The sequence below is a fragment of the Streptomyces sp. NPDC028635 genome (genome assembly GCF_040637635.1).
GTDB lineage: Bacteria > Actinomycetota > Actinomycetes > Streptomycetales > Streptomycetaceae > Streptomyces.
Window position 1 is genome coordinate 3,207 of record NZ_JBEZWX010000037.1, and the last position, 17,935, is coordinate 21,141.

Annotated in this window: 15 protein-coding genes; 6 read left to right on the forward strand and 9 right to left on the reverse strand. The window is 72.0% G+C overall.

The window, feature by feature from the left end:
• The 4 genes from AB0E88_RS28925 to AB0E88_RS28940 form a co-directional block, all read right to left on the reverse strand.
• A partial coding sequence (locus AB0E88_RS28925; protein WP_361636489.1) for a beta-ketoacyl synthase N-terminal-like domain-containing protein occupies positions 1 to 4,048 on the reverse strand: 4,048 nt, incomplete at its 3' end.
• A 125-nt stretch (positions 4,049 to 4,173) separates the two neighbouring features.
• On the reverse strand, positions 4,174 to 5,037 hold the full coding sequence (locus AB0E88_RS28930; RefSeq protein WP_361636491.1) for a thioesterase domain-containing protein: 864 nt from the start codon (positions 5,035 to 5,037) through the stop codon (positions 4,174 to 4,176).
• Complete coding sequence (locus tag AB0E88_RS28935; protein ID WP_361636494.1) at positions 5,021 to 5,287, reverse strand: acyl carrier protein; 267 nt, start codon at positions 5,285 to 5,287, stop codon at positions 5,021 to 5,023. The genes AB0E88_RS28930 and AB0E88_RS28935 overlap by 17 nt, the downstream gene beginning before the upstream one ends.
• 566 nt (positions 5,288 to 5,853) lie before the next feature.
• The gene (locus tag AB0E88_RS28940; protein WP_361636497.1) at positions 5,854 to 7,326 is read right to left on the reverse strand and encodes a carotenoid oxygenase family protein; all 1,473 of its coding nucleotides are present in this window, start codon (positions 7,324 to 7,326) and stop codon (positions 5,854 to 5,856) included.
• 102 nt (positions 7,327 to 7,428) lie between these two features.
• Between AB0E88_RS28940 and AB0E88_RS28945 the strand changes: the two genes are divergently transcribed.
• The 4 genes from AB0E88_RS28945 to AB0E88_RS28960 all read left to right on the forward strand — a co-directional run bounded on the left by AB0E88_RS28945 (position 7,429) and on the right by AB0E88_RS28960 (position 10,860).
• Entirely contained in the window at positions 7,429 to 7,995 is a 567-nt protein-coding gene (locus tag AB0E88_RS28945; protein ID WP_361636499.1) for a helix-turn-helix transcriptional regulator, read from the forward strand.
• The gene (locus AB0E88_RS28950; protein WP_361636502.1) at positions 7,992 to 8,144 is read left to right on the forward strand and encodes a hypothetical protein; all 153 of its coding nucleotides are present in this window, start codon (positions 7,992 to 7,994) and stop codon (positions 8,142 to 8,144) included. The genes AB0E88_RS28945 and AB0E88_RS28950 overlap by 4 nt, the downstream gene beginning before the upstream one ends.
• Positions 8,145 to 8,857: 713 nt before the next feature.
• A complete protein-coding gene (locus AB0E88_RS28955) occupies positions 8,858 to 10,153 on the forward strand; it encodes a globin domain-containing protein (RefSeq protein WP_361636505.1) in 1,296 nt (431 codons plus the stop codon).
• Positions 10,150 to 10,860: a pyridoxamine 5'-phosphate oxidase family protein gene (locus AB0E88_RS28960; protein WP_361636508.1), complete on the forward strand. Its 711-nt coding sequence runs from the start codon at positions 10,150 to 10,152 to the stop codon at positions 10,858 to 10,860. Before AB0E88_RS28955 ends, AB0E88_RS28960 begins: the two co-directional genes overlap by 4 nt.
• Positions 10,861 to 10,968: 108 nt before the next feature.
• Here the strand turns inward: AB0E88_RS28960 and AB0E88_RS28965 are convergent, their stop codons facing one another.
• Complete coding sequence (locus AB0E88_RS28965) at positions 10,969 to 11,364, reverse strand: (2Fe-2S) ferredoxin domain-containing protein (RefSeq protein WP_361636510.1); 396 nt, start codon at positions 11,362 to 11,364, stop codon at positions 10,969 to 10,971.
• The gene (locus tag AB0E88_RS28970) at positions 11,361 to 13,337 is read right to left on the reverse strand and encodes a heavy metal translocating P-type ATPase (RefSeq protein WP_361636513.1); all 1,977 of its coding nucleotides are present in this window, start codon (positions 13,335 to 13,337) and stop codon (positions 11,361 to 11,363) included. Before AB0E88_RS28970 ends, AB0E88_RS28965 begins: the two co-directional genes overlap by 4 nt.
• Before the next feature lie 134 nt (positions 13,338 to 13,471).
• Between AB0E88_RS28970 and AB0E88_RS28975 the strand changes: the two genes are divergently transcribed.
• Entirely contained in the window at positions 13,472 to 13,861 is a 390-nt protein-coding gene (locus AB0E88_RS28975; protein WP_361636516.1) for a metalloregulator ArsR/SmtB family transcription factor, read from the forward strand.
• 183 nt (positions 13,862 to 14,044) lie between these two features.
• On the opposite strand, the gene AB0E88_RS28980 is transcribed toward AB0E88_RS28975, so the two are convergent.
• The gene (locus tag AB0E88_RS28980) at positions 14,045 to 14,473 is read right to left on the reverse strand and encodes a VOC family protein (protein ID WP_361636519.1); all 429 of its coding nucleotides are present in this window, start codon (positions 14,471 to 14,473) and stop codon (positions 14,045 to 14,047) included.
• A 220-nt stretch (positions 14,474 to 14,693) separates the two neighbouring features.
• Here AB0E88_RS28980 and AB0E88_RS28985 point away from each other — a divergent pair, with 220 nt between their 5' ends.
• Positions 14,694 to 15,950, forward strand: a complete 1,257-nt coding sequence (locus tag AB0E88_RS28985) for a metallophosphoesterase (RefSeq protein ID WP_361636527.1) — start codon at positions 14,694 to 14,696, stop codon at positions 15,948 to 15,950.
• A gap of 81 nt (positions 15,951 to 16,031) precedes the next feature.
• On the opposite strand, the gene AB0E88_RS28990 is transcribed toward AB0E88_RS28985, so the two are convergent.
• Together AB0E88_RS28990 and AB0E88_RS28995 are read right to left on the reverse strand one after the other, a co-directional pair.
• Complete coding sequence (locus AB0E88_RS28990) at positions 16,032 to 17,672, reverse strand: transporter (RefSeq protein WP_361636530.1); 1,641 nt, start codon at positions 17,670 to 17,672, stop codon at positions 16,032 to 16,034.
• A gap of 4 nt (positions 17,673 to 17,676) precedes the next feature.
• Complete coding sequence (locus tag AB0E88_RS28995; RefSeq protein WP_361636532.1) at positions 17,677 to 17,928, reverse strand: DUF485 domain-containing protein; 252 nt, start codon at positions 17,926 to 17,928, stop codon at positions 17,677 to 17,679.
• Positions 17,929 to 17,935: the final 7 nt, after the last annotated feature.

Below are 17,935 nucleotides of genomic sequence, written 5' to 3' on the forward strand. Positions count from 1 at the left end.
GCTCCAGCATCTCCGCCGGATAACCCGTCTTCTGCGCCACCACCTCCAGCAACGCCGACGTCACCGACGCCGCATCCGGACCCGCGGCAACAGCCGCAGCAGGCGCAACCACCGGAGCAGCCACCGGAGCAGCCGCCGCCGCATCCGCGATGAAGCCGACGATGTCCTGGAGGGTGCGCAGCTCACCCAGCTGCTCCGGGCTCGCGGCCACACCGGACGCGAACCGCTCGTGCAGCACACCCATGATCTCCACCCGCTTGATGGAGTCGATGCCCAGATCAGCCTCGACATCCATCCCGAGCTCCAGCATCTCCGCCGGATAACCCGTCTTCTGCGCCACCACCTCGAGCAACGCCGACGTCACCGACGCCGCGTCAGGGCCCGCGGGAGCGGCCGGAGCCACAGGGGCAGGCGCTGCGGCAGGAGCGGGTGCCGCGACGGCAACCGGAGCGGGCGCCGCGGCCGGGGCGGGGGCGGAAACCGGAGCGGAAACCGGAGCGGATGCCGGGGCAGGCGCCGGGGCCGGGGCCGGGAGCGCCGCGACGGCGGGTGCGGCGGGGACGGCCAGCGGCTCGCGCGCCGGGGCCGGGACGGCGGCCGGGGCGGGCGCGGCGTACGCCTGCGGTGCGGGGGCGGCGGCCGCGGTGGGCGCCGAGGTGGTGCCGAGTTCCAGGCCGGCCAGTTCGCGCAGGATCTCGTTGGCCCGCAGATGGGTGCGGCCGATGGCCAGGCTGTGCTCCTTGACCGTGTGGACACCGGAGATCACCTGGTTCAGCAGGCCCTGGTCGTAGGCGCGCTCCAGCAGCCCGGCGAGGCGCTGGGCGCTGTCCAGTTGCCCGTTGAGGTACTCGTCGTGCAGCGCCAGGTGGTCGGCGACCACGTCGGCCAGTCGATCCTTGTCCACGGGTGCTGTCTCCTGGGCGGTGAGGGAGGGGGCGGGAGCCGGGGCCGGCGCGGGTGTGGCCGGCGACGGCGCGAGGGCCACGGCGGTCGCGCGCTCGACGGGACCGGCGGCCGGCCGGTGGCCGGCACCCGGCTGCGGCGGCGACGGCTGCGCGGCGACCGGCTGCGGGACCCCGGGCGGCGCGGCGGCCGGCCGGGGCTCGGGCACGGCGGCAGCGGACGGCGCGGGCACGGGGGCGGGCGGCGGGACGGGCGCGGACAGTGCCGGCGCGGACAGTGCCGGCGCCGCGGTCGGCAGTGCGACGCGGTAGCCCGTCTCGATCGCGGCGCGGTAGGCGGCCTTGCGTTCCGGCGACACGTAGTTGATGCCGTTGAGCATGATGGACATGCCCTTGACCGGCTCGTGCTCCACGGGGGCGGCCACATACCGGTCGGCGGTCCGCAACGGCAGTCCCAGTACGGCGAGTTGGGCCACGGCTTGCTTCAGCGCGACGTCGGCGTCCTTGCCGGGGCCGGCGTCCACGGCCAGCGCGGTGTACGGGCGTTCGCCGAGGATGCGGCGCACCAGCTGGGTGAGCACGCTCTTCGGCCCGAACTCGACGAAGGTGCGGAACCCGGCCGCGTACATCTCCTCGACACGGGCGGCGAAGTCCACCGGGTGGATGAGCTGCTCGGCCAGGACGCGGCGGTTGGCGGCCACGTCCGCGCCGTAGGAAGCCCCTCGGGTGTTGGCGTAGACCGGACCGTGCGGCTGGGCCACCTGTGCGGCCTCGACGTGCGCGCGGAACGCGTCCACGGCGTGGCCGACGTACGGCGTGTGGAAGGCCGCGGAGACCGGCAGCCGGGACGCCTTGATCCCGGCCTCGCCCGCGGCGGCCACCAGCCGGGACACGGCCTCAGTGGCGCCGCCCACCACGATCTGGTCCGGCGCGTTGCGGTTGCACACGTGCAGCCCCGGGATGCCGGTCAGCAACTCCGCCACGCGCTCCTCGGAGGCGCTGACGGCGGCCATGGCACCGGCGTCGAAGCCTGCCTCGGCGGGCGGCGCCATCGCGGCGCCCCGGGCCCGGGCGAGGGCGAAGTAGGTGTCGTCGTCCAGCGCCCCGGCCGCCCACAGCGCGGTCAGCTCGCCGAAGCTGTGCCCGAGGTAGCCCTCCGGTGCGAAGCCCAGTTCGCCGAGGTAGCGGAACTGGCCGGCGGCGAGGGCCCCGATGGCGGGCTGGGCGTACTCGGTGGCGCGCAGCGCGTTCTCCTGCGCCGTGCGCGTGGCCTGGTCGAACCCGGGCGGCGGGAAGGCGATCCGGGAAAGCGGTTCGGCGCCCTCGAAGTGCCGGTTGGCGCGGTCGAAGGCGTCGCGCAACGGCGGCAGGGCCAGCACGGCGGTCATGCCCGGGTTGACGTACTGGCTGCCCTGCCCGGCGAAGAGCGCGCCCACCTTGCCGCGCTCGGCTGCCTCGGCGGCGCGGCGGCGGAAGAAGATGCCCTTGGGGTGCGACCAGGAGTCGGCGTCCGGGCGGGCCCGCAGCTCGCGCAGCGCCAGTTCGCGCAGTGCCGCCGCGTCCTCGGCGCCGCGTGCGGCGAAGGCGACGCGGGCGTGGCCGTCGGGGACGGGACCGGCCTGCGCGGGCGCGTCCTCGGCGAGCGCGGCGGTGAGTGCCGCGGTGTCGGCGGCGTGCCACAGGTGCACCTGGGCGACCGGGAACATCACCTGGAGGTCCTCGCCCTCGCCGTGCTCCTCGAGCACCAGGTGGAAGTTGGTGCCGCCGAAGCCGAAGGAGGAGACGGCGGCCCGGCGTCGCGGGCGCCGCGGGTCGCGGATCCAGGGCCGCAGAGCGGTGTTGACGTAGAACGGCCCGTTCGCGAAGTCGACGGCCGAGTTGGGCTGGTCGACGTTGATCGTGGGCGGCAGCACCTTGTGGTGCAGGGCCAGCGACAGCTTGATCATGCCGGCCGCGCCGGCCGCCGCCTTGGTGTGCCCGATCTGCGACTTGACGCTGCCCACGGCCGCGTACTGCCGCTCCGGCGTGGCCGCGGAGACGACGGCGGCGAGCGAGCTGAGTTCGGTGGCGTCGCCGACGGCGGTGCCGGTGCCGTGCGCCTCGAAGAGCTCGACGCTGGCCGGGGAGCAGTCCGCGTCGTGGTAGGCGCGGTCCAGGGCGAGGACCTGGCCCTCCTTGCGGGGGGCGTAGATGGACTTGAAGCGGCCGTCGCTGGCGGCGCCGATGCCGCGCAGCACGGCGTACACACGGTTGCCGTCCCGCTCGGCGTCACTGAGCCGGCGCAGCGCCAGCATGCCGATGCCCTCGCCGATGAGCGTGCCGTCGGCGTCCTGGTCGAAGGGCCGGATGCGGCCGGACTTCGACAGCGCCGGGGTCTTGCTGAAGCAGAGGTACATGAAGATGGTGTTCTCGGCGTCGCAGCCGCCCACCAGCATGGTGTCCGCGCGGCGCTCCAGCAGTTCGCTGACGGCGGCCTTGACGGCGCCCAGCGAGCTGGCGCAGGCGGCGTCGACGGTCATGTTGATGCCGCCGAGGTCCAGCCGGTTGGCGATCCGTCCGGCGACCACGTTGCCGAGCATGCCGGGGAAGGAGTTCTCCTCCCAGGGGGCGTAGGCGAGGCGGAACTTGGCGGCGATCTCCTCCGCGTCCTTGTCGCTCAGGCCGCAGCTGCGGACGACCTCCTTCAGGACGGGGGTCTGCAGGCGGGCGGTGAGCGGCTGGGTGAGCTGATTGGCGCCGGTGATGCCGAGGACGACGCCGGTGCGGGAGGCGTCGTACCAGGACTGGTCGGCCCCGGCGTCCTTGAGCAGGTCGCGGGCGACCACCAGGCTGAGCAGCTGGAGGACGTCGGTGACCTCGAGGGTGTTCGGCGGCAGGCCGAACTCCAGGGGGTTGAAGGGCGTGTCCGGGATGAAACCGCCGCGCTTGGCGTAGGTCTTGTCCGGTACCGCGGGGTCGGGGTCGTAGAACTCGTCGACGTCCCAGTGGGTGGCGGGCACGTCTTCGATGCAGTCGGCCGCCGCGGCGACGTTGGCCCAGAACTCCCTCAGGTCGCGGGATTTGGGGTAGAGGGCGGACAGGCCGACGATCGCGATCGGGTCGCGGGCGAGCCGGCGGTCGAGGTCGGGATCCTGCGAAACGTTCACAGCGAGGCTCTCTCGAGGGTCGGGGCAGGGCGGCATGGCCCGGCCTCGTGGGAAGAGGATGCGCCTACTGGCGAAGGTCTGCTGGTTGCCGTCGCCCGTGATACCTGAGCGTGCCGGTATCGCGGTCAGGCGGCGTCGAGCAGCGACGCGACGACGGCAGCGGCGTCAGCGCGGGTGAGCATGGTGTAGTGGTCTCCCGGACAGGTGTGCACCTGCAGGCCGTGGGGAGCGAGCGGCTCCCAGCCCAGCGTCCGGTCCCCCGGCACGAGGCTGCGGTCGGCCTTGACCAGCACCACGGGCACCGGAGCGGGCAGCGGACGGTGAGGGTTCGTCAGCCGGTTGTTGCGCAGCAGGCCGTCGACATAGGTGTCGTACAGCTTGCGCAGTCCGGGGAGCGGGGTGGAGGGCAGCAGCACCTCGTTGGCGATGGCTGCCTCCAGCACCAGCTTCAGACCGTCGTCCACGCCGAGTCCGGCCAGCCGCTCCGGGTCGAGCGGCAGCGGGCGGTCCCGCTTCGCGCCGAGGTACATGCCGAACCAGCCGAGCAGCAGGGACGGTTCCAGGGCGTCGTCGTCGTGCTTGTACGCCTCGACGGGCGCGATGCTGTCCAGCAGCACGAGCCGGGCGGGACGGCCGTGGCGGGCGGGCAGGGACGCCATGGCGTGCGCCACCACGCCGCCGAAGGACCAGCCCGCGAGCACGTAGTCGCCCTCGATGTGAGCGACCTGGACGGCCGTCTGCAGCCGGGAGGCCAGCGCGTCGATGGTGGTGTCGGCGTGCCCGCCGGTGAGCGCCGCCTGCCAGTACTCCGGCAGTCCGCCCAGGTCGAGCACGGTCAGCCCGACGCCCGCGGGAAGCGCGTCGGCCAGGGTGCGGTGGACGGACACGTCGAGCGCGCCGGGGTGGACCAGGTAGACCGTGTGGCTGCCCGGGGCCGCCGCGCGATGGCGGTGGACGACGGGCCGTTCGGCGCTACGCGGATGCCGCACGGCTCGCGCTCTCCTCCGCTATGTGTGCCGCCAGGTCCTTGATGGTGGGGTGGTACCACAGCGTGGTGGTGCTCAGCTCGAACCCCAGCCAGTTCTCGATCTCGCCGGCGAGGATGAGGGCTTCCGTCGAGTCGAGGTCCATCTCGTCGAAGTACATCTCGGGTGCTACCTCGGTCTGCTCTGTGCCGAGGCGGTGCGCGATCTTCTCGATCAGCCACTCCTGCGCCTCGTGAGCGCTCACTGCGGGCATGGTGGTTCCTTTCGGGAAATGGGGAAAGACCCGAGCGGGACAGAATGCGGCACGACACGTGCGCACGTCTGCTGTGACAGTCACAGGGACGCGGAATTCCGCACGCAGCCGCGTATCGGACGACGGAAACAACGGAGGAATCCACCGACTTCGAAGGAGACGGCGATCTCAATGCCATGAGAAGTCGCCGGAACGGCAGATCCCAGTCCTCCTTACTCGGCAGTCAGACTGGTTCCTGGTTTCGCTCGCCGGCGGTGGTGGGGCACCCCCGCGACCGGCTCCTTCGAGTCAGTGATTGGAGTCTAGAGCCACGCTTGAGGAAAATAAAGGGACTCTGCGTTAACTGCACGTATCCATTTTTCTACAGAAATGAACTAACCCTGATCCTGACTGGCCGGTCAGCTCAGACGGTAAACGGTACGTTATTCAACCATCAACAAATCATGATCATGACAAGCGTTTTCCGATTCAGCGCACAATAAAGATGCAGCGCACAGCGAATTCGGAGCACCACGGACACTCGGCGCTCCTGCTGTTCCTTTACTCTGAACCCCGAATTCAACCGCTCAGCCGACGTCGCGGGCGCGGTCCTCCCGGAGGAAGATGCCGTGGAACCCGAACGGAACGGCGTGCGGCACCTCCGCCCGGGCCAGTTCCCGGAAGGTGCGCGCGTCGAGGGCCAGCAGATACGACGACGCGGTCGCCGCACGCAGGACGACGGCGAGCACGACACCGTCGTCCTCCGCCCCGTCCCGGCCGGCACCGGGTGGGGCCGCGACGAAGACGGGCTCGCCCGGGTAACAGCCCTCCTCGTGCCACAGCAGCGTGCCGCCGTCCCCGACGTCCAGCTTCACCAGCTGGTTGAAGAAGTCGTCGGTCCGGCGATCACGGGAGCCGACACCGTACGCGTAGCGATAAGGCCGGCCGTTGTGCCGCCGGTAGGCGATGCGCGGCAACTCCAGGGATTCCGCCGCCAGCGGTTGCGCCGTGACGGTCCCGGCCTCGGGCTCCAGGGCGAACCGGGTGGGCATGGCCTGCGGGAGGGCATCACCGCCGCGCAGGGAGTCGAGGGAGAGGGCTTCGATCACCGCGGCGTCGTCATAGGCGCACAGGTCGATGAAGAGCCGGCCGCCGTCCTCCCACGCGTTGATGTGATGGAAGGCGAAGCACGCGGGGCCGCGCAGCACCGCGCGCACCTGTCCGCCCTCTCGGTCCATGACGACGAACCGGGTTCCGCGCTCCGGTTTCCAGCGGTAGTTCTCGATGAACGGACGACCGCTCAACAGAAGCCTGAAAGGGTTCACCACGAGAGGAAACTCGACCAGCACCACGTGCCGGGAGGTGATGGCGAAGCTGTGCATATACGCGGGCTCGTCCACGCGGTGGCGCCCGAGCAGTTCACGGCGCGGTGTGCCATCGGGCCGCTGGCGATAGACCCGGTATTCACTGCGGCGAGAGAAATGCGTCACATAATTGACGAGATCACCGGTGACCGGGTCCTGATGGGGATGCGCCGTCGTCAGCTGCCCGCCGAGCCGGTCGTCGTATTCGACCACTCCGACCGTGGCGAGGGTGTCCGGCGCGAACTCCACCGGCAGAGGGGATTCGGTGAGCGCGACGGTCCGGTCCCCGAAACGCGCGATGTTCACGTTGGGATTTGCGGGGCGGGCGCGCTGGAAAGGCGTGAAGAAACGAGCGAAGAGGCTTCGGCAGGGATCGGTGGCGAATTCCTGGTAACGGATCCGGCCCTCTGTGAGAACGGCCCGGCTGCTCGGCGTGTCCAGATAACGGTTCGCGTACCGCACCCGTCCGCCGTCGACGGCGAACCGATGGACCATGGCCTGTCCGTCGAACCAGTGGCGGAAGCCCGTGGCGCCGGCCTCGAACTTCGCGGGGCCGTTCCGCAGCAGCGTGCCGTTCAACCACTCGGGGAGGCATCCGCTGACCGGGAGTTCGACCGGCTCGGTCTCGTCGTCCAGGCTCTGTAAGCCCAGACTGAATCGCGCCATGACAGCTCTCCCCCGTTGCGCCGTGCTCATCCGGGCCCCCGACCCTGTGACACAGTGGATCGACCGACCACAGTGGACTATCGACCGCGAGCATCATGTACCGTCCACTGTGGAGTGTCAAGGAGAGCCTGTATGGACAACCTCAACGCCACAGCCGCCACGCTCCTGGGATTCCTGCACACGGGGGAAGCAAGCGGTTACGAACTCCTGGGCATCGCCGAGGAGGTCGTCGGCGCGTTCTGGACCGTCACCCGGAGCCAGGTCTACCGCGAACTCGCCGCCCTGGCCGAGCGTGGGCTGGTCATGGCCGGGGACACCGGACCGCGCGCCCGGGTGCGCTACCGCATCACCGACGACGGGCGGGACGCGTTCGCGCGGTGGATCGCCGCGCCTCCGGGCGCGGAACAGATCCGCTACCCCCTGCTGCTGACCATCGCGTTCGGCGGTCATCTGGACCGCACCCGCCTGCTGTCCTACGTCGACCAGCATCGGACGGTCCACGAGCGGCGCCTGAAGACGTACCAGGCGCGTCTCGGGACGGCGGCGTTCGACATCCATCAGCGCGCCACCCTCGCCTTCGGCATCCGTTACGAGGAAGCGGTGCTCGCCTGGATGGACGACCTTCCCGCCATTCTCGGCCCGGCCGGCGAGCCGTCCGCCGGGGGGCCGGATGCGGCCTCCCACGGGAGCGGCGGATGAAGAAGCCCGGCACCCCCTACGCCGACGACGGGACGGCACCGCCGGAGGTGAGTCCGTCGGGACGGCACCTGCTCGCCGCCGAGGTGCGGCAGGACGCGCGCCACTGGGACGGCGCGCCCCGCGGAAGCGGGATCTGCACCCGCAGCTGACCGCCGCAACTGCTCCACGGTCCCGGAGGACCGGACGTCCTTCCCATCTGGGATCTTCCGGACAACGGCCGACGTGGCGCGGCCCACCCGGCCACCTCTTCGTCCCCTCGCTCTGTCCCGCCGTCGGCACTCTCCCTCGCGAGCGCCGCAGGCACGCCCGGACCGGCGACATGAGCCGAGATGTCGGCCCTCCCCGAGCCGTCCACAGAACCGTTACCGGACGGCAACAGGATCCGGCCGAAGGTCCGTCGGCCCCGGGCTCGCACGGCCTGTGCAGGGCCGATGAGGGGTCGCGGGACCTGGCGGGACGCGGCGGAATCGCCGAATCGGTGACGGGCCGGGCCCACACCGCCATGATCGGCCGCTACGGTGATGAGCGCCCGGCGGACCCTGCCGGGCAACCAGGCTCGCCGCAGGAACACCTCGCGCACATGCGTGGCTCCTGGCAGCTTCGGTGCGACGCCCGAACGACGACGTCGCCCCGCTCGTGCTGAGCGTTCCCGATCAGTAAGAGAAAGGTTCGTGCGTTCCATGTACTGCGCTCGGCAGCGCTCAGACCGTCCGGTCACGCCCCCCTCGCGCTTCCGCCCGGCAGGGATCACCAGGACACGGACACACGTCCGCACCACCCCGGAGGTCCTCCGCTGCCCCGCGCATGTCGCTGTCGCAGCGGACCGCCCCTCGGGAAGACCATGATGGGCGAGCGCCGGCCCATGACCGGCACCTGGCACCTCGATCCGCAGCCGCGACCGCAGGACGACTGGGGCGGACCAGCCGTCTTCCCGCCGGATCCCGCCGCGCTTCCCCCCTACGCCGCGGCCGCCCCCGCTCCGGTGAGCGCCGAGGACATCGCCCTCGTACGGGCGAGTCTGGCGGTGGTCGGGCCTCACGTCGCCGAGCTGGCGGTGTACTTCTACGCCATCCTGTTCGCTCGTCACCCACAGGTCCGGGACCTGTTCCCGGCCACGCTCGACGTCCAGCGGGACCGCCTGCTGCGGGCCCTCCTGCGGATCGTCGACCTGGTCGACGATCCGGACAACCTCGTCGCGTTCTGCTCCCGCCTGGGGCGTGACCACCGCAAGTTCGGCACCCAGGAGGCGCACTACCCGGCGGTCGGTGAATGCCTGCTGGAAGCACTCTCCCGCTACGCCGGCCCGGCCTGGACGCCCGACCTGGCGGCGGCGTGGCAGCGCGCCTACAGCGCGGCCGCCGATGTGATGATCCGCGCCGCCGAGGACGACGCACATCGCCGCCCGGCCGTGTGGGGCGCGCACATCGTCCGGCACGTGCACCGCGGGAACGGCATCGCGGAGATCACCGTCCGGCCGCAGGCGCCGTATCCCTTCGTGGCGGGTCAGTACGTCAGCGTCGAGACGCCCTGGGCGCCGAGGCTGTGGCGGCACTACTCCCCCGCGCACGCCCCCCGGGACGATTCCGAGCTGACGTTCCATGTCCGTGCCGTCCACGGGGGCGTCGTCAGCAACGCGCTGGTGCACCATGCCCGTCCGGGAGACCCGGTCCGGCTCGGCCCACCGGAAGGCGACATGGTGCTGCGGCCGGCCGCCGGACGCGATCTGCTCTTCGTGGCGGGCGGGACCGGCCTCGCTCCGATACGCGCGCTGATAGAGCAGGCGGCCCGCGAGGGCATCGGCGACACGACGGAGGTCAGCCTGTTCATCGGCGCCAGAACGGCGGACGAACTCTACGGGCTCGACGACATGCTGCGGATGTCCCAGCGCCACCACTGGCTCCGCGTCCGCGCCGCCGTCTCCCATCAGCGCATCGCGGGGCTGGAGGGCACTCTGCCCCAGGTCCTCGCGGAGTTCGGGCCCTGGTACCGGCACGAGGCCTATCTGTGCGGCCCGCCGCAGATGCTCGGCGAAGCGGTGCAGGCCCTCCAACGGCACGGTGTTCCACCCCACCTCATGCACTACGACCCGTGGGACGTCCCCGTCCTCACCGCGCCCCTGCGGCCGCTCCGTCCGACCGAGGAGACCGACCAGCTGTGACCGACCACGACCTGCCCGGTTCTCTCGGCGAGCGCCTGCTGCAGGAGCACCTGGGCACCACCGACCGAGCGGCCGCCTTCTACGACCGCCAGGTACAGCCCTGTCTGACGCCGGCCATGCGGGAGTTCATCGCCCGGCAGAGCATGGTCTTCCTGTCGACGGCCGACTCCCGCGGCGCCTGCGACGCCAGCTTCCGCTCAGGTCCGCCCGGATTCTGCGTCGCCCTCGACGACCGCACCCTGACCTACCCGGAGTACCGGGGCAACGGCGTCCTGGCCAGTGCGGGCAACATCACCGAAAACGCTCACATCGGCATGCTGTTCATGGACTTCACGCACGACCACATAGGACTGCACGTCAACGGCACCGCACGGCTGCACACCGACCACGAACAACGAGCGTGGTTCCCGCACCTGCCGATCGAGACCGCGCCCGGCCGCCAGCCGCACCTGTGGGTCCACATCACGGTCGAGGAAGCCTACGTCCACTGCTCCAAGCACATTCCCCACCTGGAGCCGGCCCCGCGCCCCCGCCCCGCCCCGGACCGCGGACGCCCCAAGGACAGCGCCTACTTCACACAAACCGATCCCGCTTATCGGACGGCCCCCGACACCGATCCCGCCTACCAGGCGGCCCCCGGCGCCGGCCGCGGCGACCGGCCCGCGGCCCCCTGGCGCAGCCGCCTGACCCTCCGCCGCCGAGCGTGACTCAAGGGGCCCGCACACCCGCGGCGCCCGCGGGGTGCGTGACGGCCGGCGGCACGGTCACCGTCGTCGGGTGGGGGACGGTCCCCCGCGTGCACCGCTGAGGACGCCTCAGTCCTCCAGGCCGCGCCGCACGCGCCGGGACGGGCCGAACTCGTACAGGTCGAGGATCTGAGGCGGCTCCGCCAGCCCCGGACCGCCGGCGCGCACCCACGCCACGATGTCACCCGTGGCGTCCGGGTCGTTGACCAGGCCGAGCCAGACCGGCCGTCCACCGGCGGCCCGTCCGGCCGGTGAGGGCTGTACGACGATGACGTTGGCCTGCTCGCACGCGTCGAGGCAGTTCACCGCCCGGATATGGGCGAGCGGCCCCAGTTGTGCCTTCAGCGTGGCGAGTTGGGCGGCGTGGTCGACGCCCGGAACCTTGGGCGTGCCGCAGCAGCAGCCCCGGCATACGGTGACCGTGCACCGGGGTGCCGGTGCGGCGGGAGTCTTGCGGCGGCTCATGCGGTGGCCCGCTGCCAGGCCGCCTCGCGCAGCAGCCGCAGTCCGTTGAGGCCGACGATGACGGTGGAACCCTCGTGGCCCGCGACGCCGAGCGGCAGCGGCAGGTTGCCGGCCAGGTCCCAGATCACCAGGCCCGCGATGAAGACGGCCGCCACGACCAGGTTCTGCACCACCAGCTTGCGCGCTCGCCGGGACAGGGCGATCACGGCGGGCACCGTGGCGAGCTCGTCGCGGACGATCACGGCGTCGGCGGTCTCCAGGGCCAGGTCGGAACCCGCCCGGCCCATGGCGACGCCGGTGTGGGCGGCGGCGAGCGCCGGGGCGTCGTTGACGCCGTCGCCGACCACCATCACCTTGCGGCCGGCCTCCTCCCACTCCCGGACGGCGACGACCTTGTGCTGCGGCAGCAGAGCGGCACGCACGTCCTCGATGCCGGTCTCCGCGGCGAGGCGAGCGGCGGCGCGCGGGTTGTCACCCGTCAGCAGCAGCGGAGCCGCTCCGGTGAGAGAGGTCAGCGAGGCCACCGTGGCGGCGGCGTCGGGGCGCAGCCGGTCCGCGATGCCGAGCACCCCCACCGGCGTACCGTCCACGCTGACCAGGACCGCGGTGCGCCCGCCGTCCTCGAGGCCGGCGGCGAGCACCGCCGCTCGGGCGGAGCCCGCGTCCGAGGCACCGAGGAGCAGCCGGGCCGGTGCACCGACGGCGACCACGCGGCCGTCGACGGTGGCGGTCACCCCGACGCCGGGCGTGGAGTCGAAGTGCTCCGCCACCGGCAGGGCGAGCCCGCGCTCGAGCGCCGCGTCCACCACGGCGCGGCCCAGGGGATGCTCGCTCGGGCGCTCGGCGGCCGCCGCGAGGACCAGGAGCTCGTCCGTGCCCAGGCCGGACAGCGCGCGGACGTCGGTGACGCGCGGGGTGCCCTCGGTGAGCGTGCCCGTCTTGTCCAGCGCCACCGCGTCGACCTGACCGAGCCGCTCCATCACCACGGCCGATTTGACGAGCACGCCGTGCCGTCCGGCGTTTGCGATGGCCGACAGCAGGGGCGGCATGGTCGCGAGGACGACCGCGCACGGCGAGGCCACGATCATGAAGGTCATCGCGCGCAGCAGCGAGTCGGTGAGCTGCGCGCCGAAGGCGAGCGGTACCAGGAACACGGCCACCGTCGCCGCGACCATGCCCAGCGAGTAGCGCTGTTCGACCTTCTCGATGAACAGCTGGGTCGGCGCCTTGGTCTCCGACGCCTCCTCCACCAGGCGCACGATCCGGGCGATCACCGTGTCGGAGGGGTCCCGTTCGACGCGCACGCGCAGGGCGCCGCCGGTGCCGTTGAGGGTGCCGGCGAAGACCTCGTCGCCCTTTCCCTTGGCGACGGGCAGCGGTTCGCCGGTGATGGTCGCCTGGTCGACATCGCTCGCCCCGTCCAGGACCCGGCCGTCGGCGCCGATCCGCTCGCCGGGCCGCACGAGGACGGTGTCGCCGACCGACAGGTCCCCGACCGCGACGGTCTCCTCGGCGCCGTCGCTGCCCACACGCGTGGCTGTGGCGGGCGCGAGGTCGAGCAGCCCCCGCACGGAGTCGGCGGTGCGCGCCGTGGCCAGTGCCTCCAGCGCGCCGGAGGTGGCGAAGATGACGATCAGCAGAGCACCGTCCATCACCTGGCCGATCGCCGCCGCCCCGAGCGCGGCGACGACCATCAGCAGGTCGACGTCGAGGGTCTTCTCCCGCAGCGCCTTCAGCCCTTCCCAGCCGGGCTCCCAGCCGCCGGTCGCGTACGACAGCGCGTACAGGGGTCCCCAGGCCCACACGGGAGCGCCGGTCAGCTGCAGCGGCAGGGCGAGCAGGAAGAGGACCGTGGCCGCCAGTGCCCAGCGCGCCTCGGGGAGGGCGAGCACACGAGTGCGACGCCGGGGCGCCCCGCTCCCGCGCGGCAGCGGGGCCGGGCCGGTGGACGGCCGGGTGAGGGTGGAGGTCATCGGAGCGGAGTCCTTCACGGAGGCAGGGCGAAGCGGCGGCTCAGCCGGATGTCCGGCGCCGTTCCCTCCACCGTACAGGACCACATGAAGACCCATTCATACGTTCATGGGTCCGTCTCCGTAGGATGAGGGCCATGGGCCACGGAGCTGATGCCAAGACGACCGCCACCGCGCGCGAGCGCCTCGAGACGGTGGGTGCCGCCGATGTCGCGGCCACGCTCCAGGCGCTGGCCACCCCGTCGCGGCTGCGGATCCTGGCCCGCCTCCAGGAGGGCCCGTGCGCGGCGACCGAGCTCGCCGACGCCGTGGGCATGGAACAGTCCGCCTGCTCCCACCAGCTGCGCCTGCTGCGCAACCTCGGCCTGGTCACGGGCGAGCGCCGGGGCCGCTCGGTCATCTACGCCCTCTACGACAACCACGTCGCCGAACTGCTGGAGCAGGCCCTCTTCCACGTCGAGCACCTGCGCCTCGGAATCCGCGACATCCCGGCGGAGCCGTCGGCCACGGCGGCCGGAGCGCACTGAGCGCCGTCCCGCCCCGCTCTCCCGGGGGGCGGCGCGGTCGCCGGGAGCCGGCGGTGACCGGGTGCCGGCGCGGACCGTACGGGGGCCGGCGGTGACCGGGTGCTGGCGGGGTCCGTTCGGCGACCACGGCCGGCCTCGGGCGCTCGAGGGCGGGCACTCGGCGCCGGATCCTTGGCGCGGCCCTCAGTCGATGCAGAACTCGTTGCCCTCGATGTCCAGCATCGGGATGCACGCATCGTTGCCGTCGTACAGCGTTCGCACGTGTACCGCCCCGAGCGGGACCAGCCGTGCGCACTCGGCCTCCAGCGCCGCGAGACGCTCCTCGCCCACGAGTCCGGTGCCGACCCGCACGTCGAGATGCAGCCGGTTCTTGACGGCCTTCCCCTCGGGGACGCGCTGGAAGTACAGGCGCGGACCTTCGCCCGAGGGATCGACGCAGGCGAACCATGCGTCCCGCCGCTCAGGTGGCTGCGCACGCTTGAACTCGTCCCACGTGGCGAACCCGTCGGGCGGCGGCGGGACGACGTACCCCAGCACCTCGCACCAGAAGCGGGCGAGGCGCTCGGGTTCCGCGCAGTCGAAGGTGACTTGGAACTTCTTGATCGACGTCACCGGGCCACAGTATGGGCGAGCACTCTTCGGCGAAACCCTCACGATCACCGACGGCTCCGCCTCGGGGCGGCCGTCCGAGGCCGGGCGGCCGAGGGGTGCCGCAGGACGTCGAGGAAGACCTCGCGGAGGAGCCGGAGGCCGCTGGGCGGGGCCAGGCCCGGCTCGGCCGGGACGACGGGATACAGTGCGCGGGACGGCAGCCTGGTCGGGGAGGGCAAGCGTGAACGACACCAGCGACACCGGGCCCGCCGTGGGTGAGGCGCAAGCGCCCGGGCAGAGCCGACTGCTCCGCCTGATGCGCTACCTCCCCCTGATCGCCCCCGTCCTGCTGTGGGCCGTGCCCTGCTGGGTGCTGCTGTACACCGGCCAGCACTGGCCGCTGCCCGTCGCCCTGGTGGCCACCGCCGTGTTCCTGCTCGGCCTCGTCGGTATGCCGCTCGCGATGGTGCGCGGCCACGGCCGGCGCCAGCAGGACCGGGCGGCGATCATCGGGGACACGTTGCTGGGCGGCAGCTGGATCCTGTTCACCTGGTCGGTCCTGCTCGGCGTCCTCCTGCGGCTCGCCCTGGCCGTGGCCGGCGTCGGCGAGAGTCAGGACCGGGCCAGGATCGTCACGTGGGCCGTCCTCGGCGTGAGCGCCGTACTGCTCGGCTGGGGGTACGCCGAGGCCCGCCGCGTGCCCCGTGTGCGCCGGCTCGAGGTGCACCTCCCGCGTCTGGGTGCGGGGCTGGACGGCACCCGCGTCGCCCTCATCACCGACACCCACTACGGCCCACTCGATCGCGCCCGCTGGTCGGCACGGGTGTGCGAGACGGTGAACACCCTGGAAGCCGACCTGGTCTGCCACACCGGCGACATCGCGGACGGCACCGCCGAACGCCGCCGCGCCCAGGCCGCCCCACTCGGCACGGTGCGGGCCACCCGGGCGCGCGTCTACGTCACCGGCAACCACGAGTACTACAGCGAGGCCCAGGGCTGGGTCGACCTGATGGACGAGCTGGGCTGGGAGCCGCTGCGCAACCGCCATCTGCTGCTCGAACGCGGAGGCGACACCCTCGTGGTGGCCGGCGTGGACGACGTCACCGCCGAGTCCTCCGGCCTGGCAGGCCACCGCGCCCACCTCGCCGGAGCCCTGCACGGCGCCGACCCCGACCTGCCCGTCCTGCTCCTGGCACACCAGCCCAAGTTCGTCGGCCAGGCGGCAGCCGAAGGCGTCGACCTCCAGCTCTCCGGCCACACCCACGGCGGCCAGATCTGGCCCTTCCACCACCTGGTCCGCCTCGACCAGCCCGCCCTGGCCGGCCTCAGCCACCACGGCCCCCGCACCCTCCTCTACACCAGCCGCGGCACCGGCTTCTGGGGCCCGCCGTTCCGCGTCTTCGCCCCCAGCGAGATCACCCTGCTCGTCCTCCGCTCGCCGCACGTGGCGTCCGCGAGGCAAGGACGCGAGGGCGACGGCTCAGGCTCACCCCACTGAGACGACACCGCCATGCGGCACCCGCAGACGCTGCGGAGTCCTCTCCTGGCTCATACTCCCGAACGGATGGAACCGGCGAGATCACCGCGGCCTGTCCAGAGCCGTGACCGCGCCGTCGACTCCGCGCGCGCCGCGCTGTGCGATGCCCTCACCGGCGGGCCGGACAGGGGTCGGGCCCTGTTTCCTGCTGCCGAGCCAGCCCAGGAGGAAGGCCGCAGGTACGGAGACCAGACCCGGGGTGCGGAACGGATACCAGTCGAACCTCGATCCCGTGATCAGCGCGTATGCGGATCCTGACACGGTGGGTGAGAAGGCCGTGAGGACGGCGCACAGCAGCAGGCCCCCATAGACGCACCACAGCAGGCCCCTGTGATTGAACCCTTTCCAGAAGAAGGAGTAGACGAGCACGGGGACCACACACGTCGCCGCGACGCTCATCGAGAAGGCGGCCAGGAACTCCAGCGAGTAGCGGTGAGCGGCCGCGGACAGCGTCAGGCCCACGGCGCCCAGGGCGACGATGGACAGACGCAGGACCCTCACCTGCCGGCCGGCGGTGCGCGCGCCGTCGGTGCGCGCGAACACGTCGTGGGCGACGCAGACGGCGGCTGTGAACATCACGCTCGTCACGGTCGTGAGGACGACGAGGAAGGCGGCGCACGCCACGCCGGTGATCACGGCGACACGCATCGCCGAGCCGCTTCTCAGCACAGCGGAGGCGAGCAGGATCGGGGACGCCTGCCCGTTGACGTCGACGCCACCGATGTCCCTGCCGCCGACCACCGCCGCGGCCGCGAAGCCGGTGGCGATCAGCAGGAGGAAGTAGGCACCGGTCAGTCCCACGGCGATACTCATGGACCGCCGTGCCGAACGCCCGCTGCGGGACGCGCCCACGCGCAGGATCAGGTGGGGCATCGCCGCGGTACCGAGGATCATCACGATGTGATCGCTCAGCATGTTCAGGGGCACCAGACTGGAGATGTGCGCCCAGAGTCCCGGATGCAGGTACACGTCGGGCGCCACGCTCTTGTCCACGGCGGATGAGAACAGGCGTCCGGCGTCCCACGAGAACCTCTTCAGGGACAGCGCCACGAGCGCCACCAGCACCACGAGCGTGATGACGACCTTGGCCACCTGCATGCGGCTGGTGCCCCTGAGGTCCGCCACCGCGGCGAAACAGACGACGAGGCCGCCCAGCAGGACCGTGCACAGCACCTGGGCCGCATCACCGGACAGGCCGATCAGCATGGCCGCGATGACGCCGCCGGCCCGCAGCTGGAGCACCAGCATCGGCAGGGTGATCGCGAGCGTCACCACGGCCGCGGCAATCCGCGGCACGGGTCCGGATACCCGCAGGGAGAAGAGGTCACCGAGGGTGTAGCGGCCGCTGTCGCGGACCTTCCGGGCGACAAGCAGCAGCAGCCCGAGGGCGATGACGCTGTCGACGGCGGAGGCGTACCCGTCGTAGCCGAACAGGGCGATGGCGCCGCAGGTCGCGAACAGGGTGAGGACGGAGATCTGTTCGCCGGCCATGGCGAACCCGTTGAACACCGGGGAGAGGGACCGGTCGGCCACGTACAGCCCTTCCGGGCTGTCGTCGTGGGTGGCCAGTGTGAACACCCACAGCAGCGCCAGACCGATGAAGACGAAGAAGGCGACCAGGACCGGGCCTCTCGCCGCCGAACCGATCGGGTCGTGCACGCCCGAGCTGAGATACAGGACCACCGCGTCACCGCCACGGCTCGTCGGCCGGAGAAGCGCCCGGCGCCCCGGTCAGGGGCACGCCGGACGCCAGGGACTGTTCGAGCGGATCGCAGACACGCGTCGCGTGGTGCTCGTACCACCAGACGCTGCCGACGAAGACGCCGAGCTGGAGGACTCCCCAGACGATCCCCAGCGTCAGCCGCCCGTACACGGGCAAAGCGGCGAAGCCGGAGGCGCAGGACAGGGCGACACCGACGGCCATGGGAATTGCGTTCACGGCGAGA